This window comes from Sphingomonas sp. PAMC 26605, assembly GCF_000241485.1.
Taxonomy (GTDB): domain Bacteria; phylum Pseudomonadota; class Alphaproteobacteria; order Sphingomonadales; family Sphingomonadaceae; genus Sphingomonas.
In genome coordinates this window covers 2,476,314-2,488,590 of record NZ_JH584241.1, presented here as the reverse complement: position 1 = coordinate 2,488,590, position 12,277 = coordinate 2,476,314, and the positions used below count along the sequence as shown (strand labels likewise).

15 protein-coding genes are annotated in these 12,277 nt (G+C 67.9%); 10 read left to right on the top strand and 5 right to left on the bottom strand.

Annotation, left to right across the window (positions count from 1 at the left end):
* Nucleotides 1–11: 11 nt before the first annotated feature.
* Genes modA through RH90_RS11640 form a run of 5 tightly spaced genes read right to left on the bottom strand, consistent with a single transcriptional unit; the run spans nt 12 to nt 3,208 of the window.
* A complete protein-coding gene (gene modA / locus RH90_RS11660) occupies nt 12–770 on the bottom strand; it encodes a molybdate ABC transporter substrate-binding protein (RefSeq protein WP_010185848.1) in 759 nt (252 codons plus the stop codon).
* 58 nt (nt 771–828) lie between these two features.
* Complete coding sequence (locus RH90_RS11655) at nt 829–2,013, bottom strand: molybdopterin molybdotransferase MoeA (protein ID WP_010185847.1); 1,185 nt, start codon at nt 2,011–2,013, stop codon at nt 829–831.
* Nucleotides 2,010–2,546, bottom strand: coding sequence for a cyclic pyranopterin monophosphate synthase MoaC (gene moaC / locus RH90_RS11650; RefSeq protein ID WP_010185846.1), 537 nt, complete (start codon nt 2,544–2,546; stop codon nt 2,010–2,012). Before moaC ends, RH90_RS11655 begins: the two co-directional genes overlap by 4 nt.
* A gap of 34 nt (nt 2,547–2,580) precedes the next feature.
* Nucleotides 2,581–2,778 (bottom strand): hypothetical protein, encoded by a 198-nt coding sequence (locus RH90_RS11645; protein ID WP_029625258.1) that lies wholly within the window; start codon nt 2,776–2,778, stop codon nt 2,581–2,583.
* Nucleotides 2,779–2,833: 55 nt separating this feature from the next.
* Nucleotides 2,834–3,208, bottom strand: coding sequence for a MucR family transcriptional regulator (locus tag RH90_RS11640; protein ID WP_081477004.1), 375 nt, complete (start codon nt 3,206–3,208; stop codon nt 2,834–2,836).
* A gap of 302 nt (nt 3,209–3,510) precedes the next feature.
* Here RH90_RS11640 and RH90_RS11635 point away from each other — a divergent pair, with 302 nt between their 5' ends.
* The 10 genes from RH90_RS11635 (at nt 3,511) to accD (ending at nt 12,217) form a co-directional block, all read left to right on the top strand.
* A complete protein-coding gene (locus RH90_RS11635; protein ID WP_029625256.1) occupies nt 3,511–4,206 on the top strand; it encodes an endonuclease/exonuclease/phosphatase family protein in 696 nt (231 codons plus the stop codon).
* Complete coding sequence (locus tag RH90_RS11630; RefSeq protein WP_010185842.1) at nt 4,206–6,503, top strand: patatin-like protein; 2,298 nt, start codon at nt 4,206–4,208, stop codon at nt 6,501–6,503. The genes RH90_RS11635 and RH90_RS11630 overlap by 1 nt, the downstream gene beginning before the upstream one ends.
* Nucleotides 6,504–6,523: 20 nt before the next feature.
* The gene (locus RH90_RS11625; protein ID WP_232280348.1) at nt 6,524–6,886 is read left to right on the top strand and encodes a hypothetical protein; all 363 of its coding nucleotides are present in this window, start codon (nt 6,524–6,526) and stop codon (nt 6,884–6,886) included.
* Nucleotides 6,883–7,557 (top strand): orotidine-5'-phosphate decarboxylase, encoded by a 675-nt coding sequence (gene pyrF, locus RH90_RS11620; protein WP_010185840.1) that lies wholly within the window; start codon nt 6,883–6,885, stop codon nt 7,555–7,557. Before RH90_RS11625 ends, pyrF begins: the two co-directional genes overlap by 4 nt.
* Before the next feature lie 10 nt (nt 7,558–7,567).
* Nucleotides 7,568–7,924 (top strand): VOC family protein, encoded by a 357-nt coding sequence (locus RH90_RS11615; protein WP_010185839.1) that lies wholly within the window; start codon nt 7,568–7,570, stop codon nt 7,922–7,924.
* Nucleotides 7,925–7,966: 42 nt separating this feature from the next.
* Complete coding sequence (locus RH90_RS11610; RefSeq protein ID WP_010185838.1) at nt 7,967–8,605, top strand: phosphoribosylanthranilate isomerase; 639 nt, start codon at nt 7,967–7,969, stop codon at nt 8,603–8,605.
* A gap of 264 nt (nt 8,606–8,869) precedes the next feature.
* Entirely contained in the window at nt 8,870–10,132 is a 1,263-nt protein-coding gene (gene trpB, locus RH90_RS11605) for a tryptophan synthase subunit beta (protein WP_010185837.1), read from the top strand.
* An 89-nt stretch (nt 10,133–10,221) separates the two neighbouring features.
* On the top strand, nt 10,222–10,569 hold the full coding sequence (locus RH90_RS11600; RefSeq protein WP_010185836.1) for an endonuclease domain-containing protein: 348 nt from the start codon (nt 10,222–10,224) through the stop codon (nt 10,567–10,569).
* The gene (trpA, locus tag RH90_RS11595) at nt 10,566–11,360 is read left to right on the top strand and encodes a tryptophan synthase subunit alpha (RefSeq protein WP_010185835.1); all 795 of its coding nucleotides are present in this window, start codon (nt 10,566–10,568) and stop codon (nt 11,358–11,360) included. Before RH90_RS11600 ends, trpA begins: the two co-directional genes overlap by 4 nt.
* Nucleotides 11,357–12,217 carry an acetyl-CoA carboxylase, carboxyltransferase subunit beta gene (gene accD, locus RH90_RS11590; RefSeq protein ID WP_010185834.1) on the top strand — a complete coding sequence of 287 codons (861 nt, stop codon included), beginning with the start codon at nt 11,357–11,359 and terminating at the stop codon, nt 12,215–12,217. Before trpA ends, accD begins: the two co-directional genes overlap by 4 nt.
* The last annotated feature ends 60 nt before the right edge of the window (nt 12,218–12,277 follow it).

Genomic DNA, 12,277 nt, shown 5'->3' with positions numbered 1-12,277 from the left:
TGAAACGGCGCTCAGCGCGGCACGAAGCCGTAATGCCGGAAGATCGCCTTGCCCGCATCCGACACCAGGAAACGACGGAACTGCTCGGCCGCCTCCGCCGACGGCGCGGCCTTGAGCCGCGCGATCGGATAAGTGATCGGCGGATGGCTCGCCGCGGGAAACACCCCGACGATCCTGACCGCCTTGGAGGCATAGGCATCGGTCGCATAGACCACGCCATACGGCGCCGCGCCGCGCTCGACCAAGGCGAGCGCCGAGCGCACGCTGTCGCCGCGCGCGACCTTCGGCGCGACCGCGGCCCAGACGCCGAGCGCCGTCAATGCCTGTTGCCCGTATCTGCCCGCGGGCACTGCGCTATCGGCCATCGCGAGCCGCCCGCCGCCGAGCCATTGGGTCAGTGCGAACCCGCGCTTGATCGTCACTGGCTTTGCCGACGCCGCGGGCGCGACGAGCACCAGACGGTTGCCGAGGAAGCTCACCCGGCTCGCGGCAACGATCGCGCCCTTCTTCGCCAGCGCGTTCATCCATTCCTCGTCGGCCGAGACGAACAGATCGGCGGGCGCCCCCGCCTCGATCTGCCGTGCGAGTGCCGAGGATCCACCGAACGAAATGACCGGACGCTCGTGGCGCTGCGCCGCCCAGGCGTCGGCAGCAGCGTTCATCGATTCCTGGAGGCTCGCCGCGGCGAGCACGAGCGGCCCGCGCGCCAGCGTCGGGGTCGCGGCGAGCATGGCGACGACCACGAGGATCGACTTGGAGAAGGGGCGCATCGTCAAACTCCTATGGCCGAAAGCGTGCATGGCGCGGCGCGGTCGCCAGGGCAACCGGCTAGAAGTCGATGATCGAGACCAAGGTTCCCGTTGGTGCCGCCTCGGCATGCGGCATGCGCCGGATCAGCACATCGGCCTCAGCCAGCGCGCGCTGCAGCCCCGAATCCTGATTCGCGAGCGACACTACGCCGCCCTCGTCACACCGCGCGCGCACGAAGGTTTCCCGTGCACTCGCCGCGTCGAGCGGCGCCATCAGCCGCGCACTCCGCCAGCGCAGTGCGTCCGCCGGCGCGCGCCCGCTCAGCCCCGCGAGCAAGGTCGTCAGGAACAGCCGCGCGGTGACCATCGCCGAACTGGGATTTCCCGGCAGCCCGAGCACGAACTGCGCCCCCCGGCGCCCGAACCAGACCGGCTTGCCCGGCATGATCGCGATCCGCGAGAACAGGATCTCGGTGCCGAGCGACACGAAGATCTGCTTGGCATAATCCTTCTCGCCGACCGATGCGCCGCCGGTGACGACGACCACATCGGCTTCGTCAAGCGACTCGGTCGCGCCGGCGGTCAGTTCGGCGATATCGTCGCGAAGCCGATAGCGTCCGACCACTTCCGCCCCCCATGCCGCGCCCAAAGCCGCCGCACCATAGGACGCGCTTTCGGGGATGCTCCCGACACGCGCACGTGCGCCGCCAGGCTCGGCGAGCTCGTCACCGGTGCTGATCACGCTGAGCCGTGGCCGCCGCCACACCGGCAGCATGGCCATATCGGCCCCCGCTGCCGCGACCAGCGCACGCGGGCCGAGCACCGTCCCCGCATCGAGCAGGGTCTCGCCCGCGCGAAAATCCGAACCGTGCGGCCGGATATAGCGCTTGCCCGACAGCGTCCCGACGACGCGCATCGCATCGCCGTTGCGCGCGACGTCCTCCTGCACCACGACACGATCCGCCCCTTGCGGCAACGGCGCGCCGGTGAACAGCCGAACGCAGGTACCCGCCTCGACCCGCCCCTCGAAAGCCGTACCAGGATAGGCCGCGCCGATCACGCGAAACGGCGCACCTAGCGCGAGATCGGCATCGCGCAGCGCATAGCCGTCCATGACCGAAATGTCGCTGCGTGGCGCGTCGACCTGCGCAATGCAGGGCTCGGCAAGCACGCGCCCGTGCGCCGCGTCGAGCGCGACCGACTCTGTCGCCAATGGCGTGGCTTCGGCGACGAGGATCGCGAGCGCCGCGTCGAACGAGATCACGCGCCCTGCGCCTGCCAGACGCCCGAACGACCGCCCGACTTGAGCGTCACCTGGATCCCCTCGATCCGCATCGTGCGATCGACCGCCTTGAGCATGTCGAACAAGGTGAGGCACGCGACGCTGACCGCGGTCAACGCTTCCATCTCGACGCCCGTCTGACCCTTGGTCTTGACGCTGGCGACGACGCGGAACCCCGGCAGCGCGGGATCGGCGACGATCCGCACCGTGATGCTGGTCAGCAGCAACGGATGGCACATCGGGATCAGCGTGCTCGTCTGCTTCGCTGCCATCACGCCAGCGAGCTCGGCGGTCTGCACCACCGCCCCCTTGGGCGCGGCGCCGCGCTCGACGATGTCGAGCGTCTCGGCCGAACACAGCAGCCGCCCCTCGGCGGTGGCGACGCGTGCGGTGTCCTGTTTCTCGCTGACGTCGACCATGTGCGCGCGCCCCGCCGTATCGACGTGCGTCAGGGCCTCGCCCGCGCCACTCTCCGCGGACGCCGAATCCGGGACCGCCGCCTTGTCACTCGCCATGGTCAAATCCGTTGCTGGCATCGGCACCCACCGCTCAATCCGCGTCGATATCGAGGAACGGCACGACATCGTTATCGGTCGCGAACCACAAACCGGCCTGCACGTCTTCGCTCTGCTGCCGTGCGATCACGATCGCCTCGGCGAGCGGGCCGTAGAACAGCGTCTGCGCTACGGGATCGCTGTCGTCGAGATGATAGAGCCGCACGCTCGCGGTCGAGGAAACGGTGCGCATGGTGCTGCAATGCCGCGACCGCGCGGCCACGGCAAGCTTCCTCAGCAGGAGCAGCTCAGCGTTGCACGCGCCCCAGCCCGCTCGCCTTGGCCATGCCCGAGCGCACGACGCTGTAATCGGCGGCGGTCATCGGGTAGGAATCGGGGAGCGACCATTTCTCGCGGTAGCTCTGCGGCGTCAGGCCGTGCCCGGTCAGGTGGCGCTTGAGCGCCTTGAAGCGCGCACCGCATTCGAGGCAGGCGATCGAATCGGGGCGGACGCTTGCCCGGATCGACACCGCCGGCGTCGGCGCTTCGGACGTCTCCAGCTGCGCCTGTCCGAGCCCGGTCAGCGAGCTATGCACCGACTTGATCAAACCGGCCACTTCGCCCGTGGCGACGCGATTGGCGCTGACCTGCGCCATAACGATATCCGCCACCAATCGTAACATCTTCGAATCCACGATCGTCCATTCCTTATGCGAACCCGCTCCACGGCGATGTCGAGCAGTCAGAGTAATAACATTGGTTAGAGTCATGAAACGCCAAAAGGTTGCAATTCTGTCCTAATTGCGCATTCGCGCGCTAAAAGGCCGGGATCGCGGAAGCGCTGGTCCTGGCGCTATGGCGCGCTATAGGTCGCCCGCAGCGATGCGCGAATGCAACCGCGGCGCCGGCCGCTTTGTTGATGGACCATGATCGACCTTATTCCACTCCTATGGTGTCAGACCGATCGCCGCCGCGCGGCGCGCGCATGATCAAGGTCGTCAGCTATAATATTCACAAGGGGATCGGCCTCGATCGCCAGCGCGACCCGCGGCGGATTCTCGACGTACTGCGCGAGATCGACGGCGACGTGATCGCGCTGCAGGAGGCAGATCGCCGGTTCGGCGCGAAGGCGCGCGTCATCCCGCAGCATCTGATGGACGAGCACAGCCCGTGGCACGCAATACCGATCGGCCACGACCGGGCGAGCATGGGATTCCACGGCAACGCCATCCTGGTGCGCCGCGGCATGGCGGTGCAGAGCAGCGCGACCTTGCATATCCCAGCGCTCGAGCCGCGCGGCGCGATCCGCGCCGACGTCGTCGCAGCGTCGGGAACGCCGATCCGCGTGCTCGGCATGCACCTCGATCTGTCGGGCCTGTGGCGGCGCAAGCAGGCGCGCGCAATCCTCGCGCATGTCGACTCCTGCCCCGCACGGCTGCCCACCGTCCTGATGGGCGATCTCAACGAATGGACCCCCTCGGGCGGCTGCCTGCACGATTTCGGCCGCGACTATCCGAGCGTGCCGACCGGCCCGAGCTTCCACGCGCGCCGCCCGGTCGGGCGGCTCGACCGGATCATGACGCGCGGCTTCCGCGTCATCGAGTATGGCGTCCATGCCAGTGCCACCGCGCGCCGCGCCTCGGATCATCTGCCGATCTGGGCGGTGCTGGAGCCCGAGTGATGCGCGAAAAGGAACTCCGCCTCGCGCTCGTCTGCTACGGCGGGATCAGCCTTGCCGTCTACATGCACGGCATCACCAAGGAGATCTGGCGGATCGCGCGCGCCAGCCGCGCCTATCATGCCAACGATGCGACCCCGGGCACGGGTAGCGAAAGCGTGTACCGCGCGCTGTTCGAAGAGATCGAGGCCGAAACCGGGCTCAAGCTGCGCGTGCTGGTCGACATCATCGCCGGTGCGAGCGCGGGCGGCATGAACGGCATCTTTCTCGGCCAGGCGATCAGCACCGGGCAAAGCCTCGAGCCGCTCACCCAGCTCTGGCTCGATTCGGCCGATATCGAGGCGCTGATCGATCCGCGCCAGAAACCGACACACCGCTTCACCAAGGTCTGGGCGCTGCCGCTCGCCTGGATGGCCGGGCGGCGCGACGGCGAGGATATCGAGCAGACCGTCGAACCCGGCGAACGCGAGGAAGTCCGCGCAAAGCTGTCGCATTTCATCCGCTCGCGCTGGTTCGAGCCGCCCTTTGGCGGAGAGCTGTTCACCGGCCTGATCCTCGATGCGCTCGCCGCGATGGCCGCGTCGCCGCGCGAACCGCGCCTGCTGCCCCCCGGCCAGCCGCTCGACCTGTTCGTCACCGTCACCGATTTCCGCGGGCACCCCGAGCGCCTGACGCTCCATTCGCCGGCCGAGGTGATGGAGACCGAGCACCGTGTGATCGTGCCGTTCAGCGACCATGGCCTTGCCGGCGAGACGCTCGCCGATCCCGCCGAGCTCGCCTTCGCCGGGCGCGCCACCTCGAGCTTCCCTGGCGCCTTCCCGCCTTTCATGGTCGGCGAGCTCGACCGCGTGCTCGAGGAACGCAAGCTGCGCTGGCCCGGGCGCGCCGCCTTTCTGAAACGGATCCTGCCGCGCCAATTCGCGGTCAACGCCGCGGACAGCGCGGTGCTGATCGACGGATCGGTGCTCAACAACGCGCCGTTCCAGCCGGCGATCGACGCGCTGCGCGAGCGGCCAGCGCGACGGCAGGTCGACCGGCGCTTCGTCTATATCGATCCCAACCCGCGCGGCGCCTTGGTGTTCGGGACCACACGCAGCACGTCGCCCGGTTTCTTCCAGACGATCATCGGCGCAGTCACCGAACTGCCGCGCGCGCAACCGATCCGCGACAATCTCGAACAGATCACTGCGCGCTCGCGCCAGATCGAGCGGATGCGCGCGATCATCGCCGGCATCCGCCCTGAGGTCGAGAAACAGGTCGAGGGTCTGTTCGGCTATACGCTGTTCCTCGATTCGCCGACCGCCTCGCGCCTCGCCACCTGGCGGCGGCGCGCGCAGACGGCGGCGGCGAAGAATGCCGGTTATGGCTATGCGGCGTACGGCCACCTCAAGATCAACGGCGTGGTCGAGGGGATCACCGATCTGCTCCACCATGCCGGCGGCGAGGGTGGCGGCCAGCGTTGGCGCGCGATCCGCGCGCAGGTCCTCGCCGCGGTCAGCGCGCGCGGGTTCGACGACATGCAGTCAAGCTTCGCGCGCGGGGCTAGCCCCGCGACGATCGGCTTCCTGCGCACCTTCGATCTCGGCTTCCGCCTCCGACGGCTGCGCCTCCTCGCCCGCCGTCTGACCGATTTGGAAGGGGATCAGCCCGAGGCCGAGATCGCCGGCGTGCGCGAGGCGATCTACGAAAGCCTTGCCGAATATCTCGAACGCAAGCGGACCGACCGCTACGGCGCGCTCAGCGAAGCGGTGCAGGCGCTGCGCGACGATGCCGGGCCGCTGCTCGACGCGCTCGGTGAAGCGCTCGACCTGCAAGCGCTCGATGTCCGCACCGAGGAGCGCCTGGCAGCCGCGTTCGCCGGGCTCAGCCGCGAGATCAAGCGGCCGCTGCTGCTGACCTATCTCGGCTTTCCCTATTTCGACGTCGCGACGCTCCCGCTCCTCCAGGGCGAAGGGCTCGACGAGTTCGACCCGATCAAGGTCGACCGCATCTGCCCCGACGATGCCACCAGCATCCGCAGCGGCGGCGCCGAGGCGAGTCTCAAGGGCATCCAGTTCAACAGCTTCGGCGCCTTCTTCAGCCGCGCCTACCGCGAGAACGACTATCTGTGGGGCCGGCTGCACGGCGCCGACCGGATGATCGACATCGTGCTCTCGGCGCTCGAACCGTCGATGACGCTCAAGCCCGGCCGCGCCGCGACGATCAAGCGCGCCGCCTTCCTCGCGATCCTCGACGAGGAAGCCGACAAACTGACCGCGATCCCCGGCCTGTTCGAGACGCTGCGCCGCGAGATCGGCTAGCACGCGAACGACGCGACAGGTTGGCAACCCACCGCATTGGCATTACCCTCTCGGCCATGCAGTTCCTAAAAATCCTCTTCTGGTGCCTGCTCGCGTTCATCGCGGCGGTCTTCACGCTCGGCAACTGGACCAGCGTGCCGATCAAATTGTGGGGCGGGATGGAAGCGTTGGTCAATCTGCCGCTGCTGCTGCTGCTGACCTTCCTCGCCGGGCTGGTGCCGACGCTGCTATGGCATTCGACGCTGCGCTGGCGGCTACGCAACCGGCTCGCCGCGGCCGAGCGTGCGCTGCACGATCTGCGCGTTACCGTCGCGCCGACGCCCGCCCCGACACTCCGGCCCGATCCCGTCGTGATCGACGCGCGCCCGGTCGATCCGGCATGAGCAACCGCATCTATGTCGCGCTCGACACGCCCGATCTCGCCGCGGCCAAAGCGATGGCGGGCAAGCTCCGCCACCATGTCGGCGGGATCAAGCTCGGGCTCGAATTCTTCATGGCGAACGGTCGTGCGGGCGTGCGCGAGCTGGCCGAGCTTGGCCTGCCGATCTTTCTCGACCTCAAGCTCCACGACATCCCGAACACCGTCGCCAAGGCGATCATGGCGCTGCGCGATCTCGAGCCGGCGATCCTGACGATCCATGCCGCCGGTGGTCGCGCGATGCTCGAGGATGCCAAGGCCGCCGCGCCGAGCGGCACCAAGGTCGTCGCGGTGACGACGCTGACGAGCCTCGACGGCACCGACCTGAAGTCGATCGGCTGCAGCGGCGACCCGCACGAGCAAGTGCTGCGCCTGACCGAACTCGCGCGCGATTCGGGCGTCGACGGGGTCGTCTGCTCGGGGGAGGAGGTCGCCGCGGCGCATGCGTTCTGGCCGAAGGGCTTCTTCGTCGTCCCCGGCGTACGGCTTGCCGATGGGGTAATCGGCGATCAGAAGCGCGTCGTCACCCCGCGCGCGGCGATCGACGCGGGCGCCTCGATCCTGGTGGTCGGCCGCCCGATCACGCAAGCCGAGGATCCCGACGCCGCCGCGCGGCAGATCGCCGGAACGCTCTGAGGATGCGAGTATGGCGCTGATCCGTCCGTTCGTGCCTGCGCGGGATTTCGCGACATCCTGCGCGTTCTACGAGGCGATCGGCTTCGTATCCGGCTATCGCGACGACGAGCTCGCGATTTTCGATTACGAAGGGGCCGGCATCCTTCTGCAGAACTATTACGTGAAAGAGTTCGCCGAGAATTGCATGCTGCAATTCTTCGTGCGCGATCTCGACACTTGGTGGCAGCGGACCGTCGACCTGGTCGAGCGGTTCGGCCTGCAACCCCCGCGCGCGCCGACGCTCCAACCCTGGGGTCTGCGCGTCGGCTTCCTGTTCGATCCCGCGGGTGTGCTGTGGCAGGTGTCGGAACCGCCCGAGACGCGCTAAGAGCCCGGGGACGCTCTTCGGAATGCGCGCGCAAGGAAGCCGATGACCACCACCGCCAAAATCTGTGGCCTGTCCACGCCCGAGACGCTCGACGCCGCGATCGACGGCGGTGCTAGCCATGTCGGTTTCGTCTTCTTCCCCCCCTCACCCCGCACGCTGTCGCGGGAGCGCGCGGCGCAGCTTGCGGCACGCGTGCCGGCGCATGTCCAGCGCGTCGGCGTGTTCGTCGATCCCGACGATGCGCTGCTCGAAAGCGCGATCGGCGCGGGGCATCTCGACGTGCTGCAGCTCCACAAGACCGCGCCTGCGCGCAGCGCCGCGATCAAGGCGCGCACCCGCCTGCCGATCTGGAGCGCGGTCGCGGTGCGCACGCGCGCCGATCTCGGCGAGGCGGCGAGCTATGGCGGCGTCGCCGACCGGATCCTGTACGACGCCAAGACCCCGCCCGGCGCCGCGCTCCCTGGCGGGATGGGCGTCCGCTTCGACTGGAGCCTGCTCGAGGGCTTCCGCCACCCGCTGCCGTGGCTGCTGTCGGGCGGGCTCGATCCGGTCAATCTGCGCGAGGCGGTGACGATAACCGGCGCGACGCTGGTTGATGTCTCGTCGGGCGTCGAGAGCGCGCCGGGGATCAAAGACGTGACCAAGATCCGCGCGTTCCTGGGGGCAGTGCACGAGCTTTGATCCCGCGCGCTCAAGGGGTGCACGCGAAGCCGCGAAGCTGCGAAGAAGTTTTGTTCGCGCAGAGGCGCAGAGGTGTCGCGCTTGCTGCGCAGCGGTGCTCTTGCAACCGGGTCGCTGAGATCAGCGATGCGGTGACATGCGACGGCGCCGGCCCTGCACACACTCTGCGCCTCTGCGCCTCTGCGCCTCTGCGCGAACAAACCTTCTTGCTGACGACTTCGCACCCGGCTCGACACACCCGCACCAGATGCTAAACGGCACGGCATGAACGCCCCCAACTCCTTCCGCACCCAGCCCCCCGCGCTGGCGAACAGCCTGCGCCAGCAACCGGACTCGCGCGGGCATTTCGGCGACTTCGGCGGCCGCTATGTCGCCGAGACGCTGATGCCGCTCGTGCTCGAGCTCGATACCGCGTACCGCGCCGCCAAGGCCGATCCGGCCTTCAAGGCGCAGTTCGACGATCTGCTCGAACATTATGTCGGCCGCCCGAGCCCGCTGTATTACGCCGAGCGCCTCACCGACGCTTTGCGCGAGTCCGCGCCCGAAGGCAAAGGCGCGCAAGTGTGGTTCAAGCGCGACGAACTCAATCACACCGGCGCGCACAAGATCAACAATTGCATCGGGCAGATCCTTCTCGCGATGCGGATGGGCAAGACCCGGATCATCGCCGAGACCGGCGCCGGCCAGCACGGCGTCGCCACCGCGACCGTCTGCGCACGCTTCGGCCTGCCGTGCGTGATCTACATGGGCGCCAAGGACATCGAGCGGCAGGCGCCCAACGTGTTCCGCATGAAGCTGCTCGGCGCCGAGGTCCGCCCGGTGACGAGCGGGTCGCATTCGCTCAAGGACGCGATGAACGAGGGGATGCGCGACTGGGTCGCCAACGTCCACGACACTTTCTACATCATCGGCACCGCCGCCGGCCCGCACCCCTATCCGGAAATGGTCCGCGATTTTCAGAGCGTGATCGGCATCGAGGCGCGTGCGCAGATGCTCTCGCGCATCAACCGCCTGCCCGACCTGCTCGTCGCGGCGATCGGCGGCGGGTCGAACGCGATCGGGCTGTTCCATCCGTTCCTCGACGATGGCGACGTGATGATGCTCGGCGTCGAGGCGGCGGGTCGCGGGCTCGACAAGGAGCATGCGGCGTCGCTCGCCGGCGGCGCGCCGGGCATCCTGCACGGCAACAAGACCTATCTGCTGCAGGACGAAGACGGCCAGATCACCGAGGCGCATTCGATCTCGGCCGGGCTCGATTATCCCGGCATCGGGCCGGAGCATTCGTGGCTGCACTCGATCGGCCGGGTCGAATATACGTCGATCACCGATACCGAGGCGCTCGACGCGTTCCAGTTGCTGTGCCGGACCGAGGGTATCATCCCTGCGCTCGAACCGTCGCACGCGATCGCAGCCGTGGCAAAGCGCGCGCGAGAGATGGACCGCGACCAGATCATCCTCGCCAATCTGTGCGGGCGCGGCGACAAGGACATCTTCACCGTCGCCGAAGCGCTGGGGGTGGCGATATAGGCAATAAAAGCCCTCTCCCCTTCAGGGGAGAGGGTTGGGAGAGGGGAAGTTGGGTGCGCGACGCACGATTGACCGCTCACGCAAAGACGATGCGTCGGGCCCCCTCCGAACCTGAACAGCGACTCTGGCTCGCGCTGCGGGCGAAGCGGTTCGAGAACGTTAAATTCCGCCGCCAGAAGGTCATCGGTCGTTATATCGCCGACTTCGCAGCCCGCGACCCGATGCTGGTGATCGAACTGGACGGCGACACCCATGCCGGACAAGAAGCATATGACAAAGCCAGAACCCATTTTCTCGAAGAACAAGGTTACCGCGTGATCCGTTTCTCGAACACAGATGTCATGGCGAATCTCGAAGGCGTTTTGCTGACCATTGCCAGCGTCATCGCGACTTCCCCTCTCCCAACCCTCTCCCCTGAAGGGGAGAGGGCTAAGTGACCCGTCTCGCCGCCGCCTTCGCCAAGGGCCACCCCGCGCTCGTCGCGTTCGTCACCGCAGGGGACGGCCCGACCGCCGCCATCCTCGACGCGCTCGTCGAGGGCGGCGCCGACGTGATCGAGCTCGGCATGCCGTTCACCGATCCGATGGCCGATGGCCCCGCGATCCAGGCCGCCAACATCCGCAGCCTGGCGGCCGGCACGCGCACCGCCGACATTCTCGCGATCGCCAAGAGCTTCCGCGCGCGCCATCCGGAGACGCCGCTCGTGCTAATGGGCTATGCCAACCCGATGACGATCCGCGGCGGCGACTGGTTCGCCAACGCCGCGCACGATGCCGGCGTAGACGGCGTGATCTGCGTCGACATCCCGCCCGAGGAAGACCCCGAGCTCGGCCCGGCGCTGCGCGAGAAAGGCATCGCGCCGATCCGCCTCGCCACCCCCACGACGGACGCGGCGCGCCTGCCGACGGTGCTCGATGGCGCGAACGGGTTCCTGTATTACGTGTCGGTCGCCGGCATCACGGGCTTGCAACAGGCCGCGCAGACCTCGATCGACGAAGCCGTGAAGCGCCTCAAGGCCCACACCGACCTCCCCGTTGCGGTCGGCTTTGGCGTTCGCACGCCCGACCAGGCCGCCGCGATCGCCAAGGTCGCCGATGGTGTCGTCGTCGGCTCGGCAATCGTCGAGCTCGTCGCGCAGCACGGCGCCGCGGCACCCGACGCCGTGCGTACCTATATCCAGTCCCTGTCGGCGGCGATCCATGCCGCCCGCGAAGGAGTTCCCGCATGAGCTGGCTCACCAGCGTGCGCAACGCGCTCGCCTATGTCGTCCCCGTCAAGAAGGAGACGCCCGACAATCTGTGGCACAAGTGCAAGGGCTGCGGGACGATGACGTTCCACAAGGAGCTCGAGGACAATCTCCACGTCTGCCCGCATTGCGACCATCACGATCGCATCGGACCGCTGCTGCGCTTCCAGTACGTGTTCGACGAGCACAGCTACACGATCGTGCCGCTCCCCAAGGTGCCCGACGATCCGCTCAAGTTCCGCGACACCAAGCGCTATGTCGATCGCATCAAGGCGGCGCGCGCGGCAACCTCGGAAGGCGATGCGCTGATCACGGCGCGCGGGACGATCGAGGGCCGCAAGGCGGTGATCGGCGTGCAGGACTTCGCCTTCATGGGCGGATCGATGGGGTTAGCGGTCGGCGAGGCGTTCGTCCGCGGCGTCGAGACCGCGATCCAGGAGAATTGCCCGTACATCATCTTCACCGCCGCTGGCGGCGCGCGGATGCAGGAGGGCATTCTCAGCCTGATGCAGATGCCGCGCGCGACTGTCGCGATCGCGATGCTGCATGATGCCGGACTGCCCTATATCGTCGTGCTGACCGACCCGACGACGGGCGGCGTGACCGCAAGCTACGCGATGCTCGGCGACGTGCAGATCGCCGAGCCGGGCGCGCTGATCGGCTTCGCCGGGCAGCGCGTGATCGAGCAGACGATCCGCGAGAAGCTGCCCGAGGGCTTCCAGCGCGCGGAATATCTGCTCGAGCACGGCATGATCGACATGGTCAAGCACCGCCGCGACCTCCGCGCGACGCTGGCGAACCTGATCGACTATCTCGGCGGCCAGCGCGAAGCGGCGTAATCACATCTCCCTCTCCCCTTCAGGGGAGAGGGCAGACGAGCGAAGCGAAGTCGGGAGAGG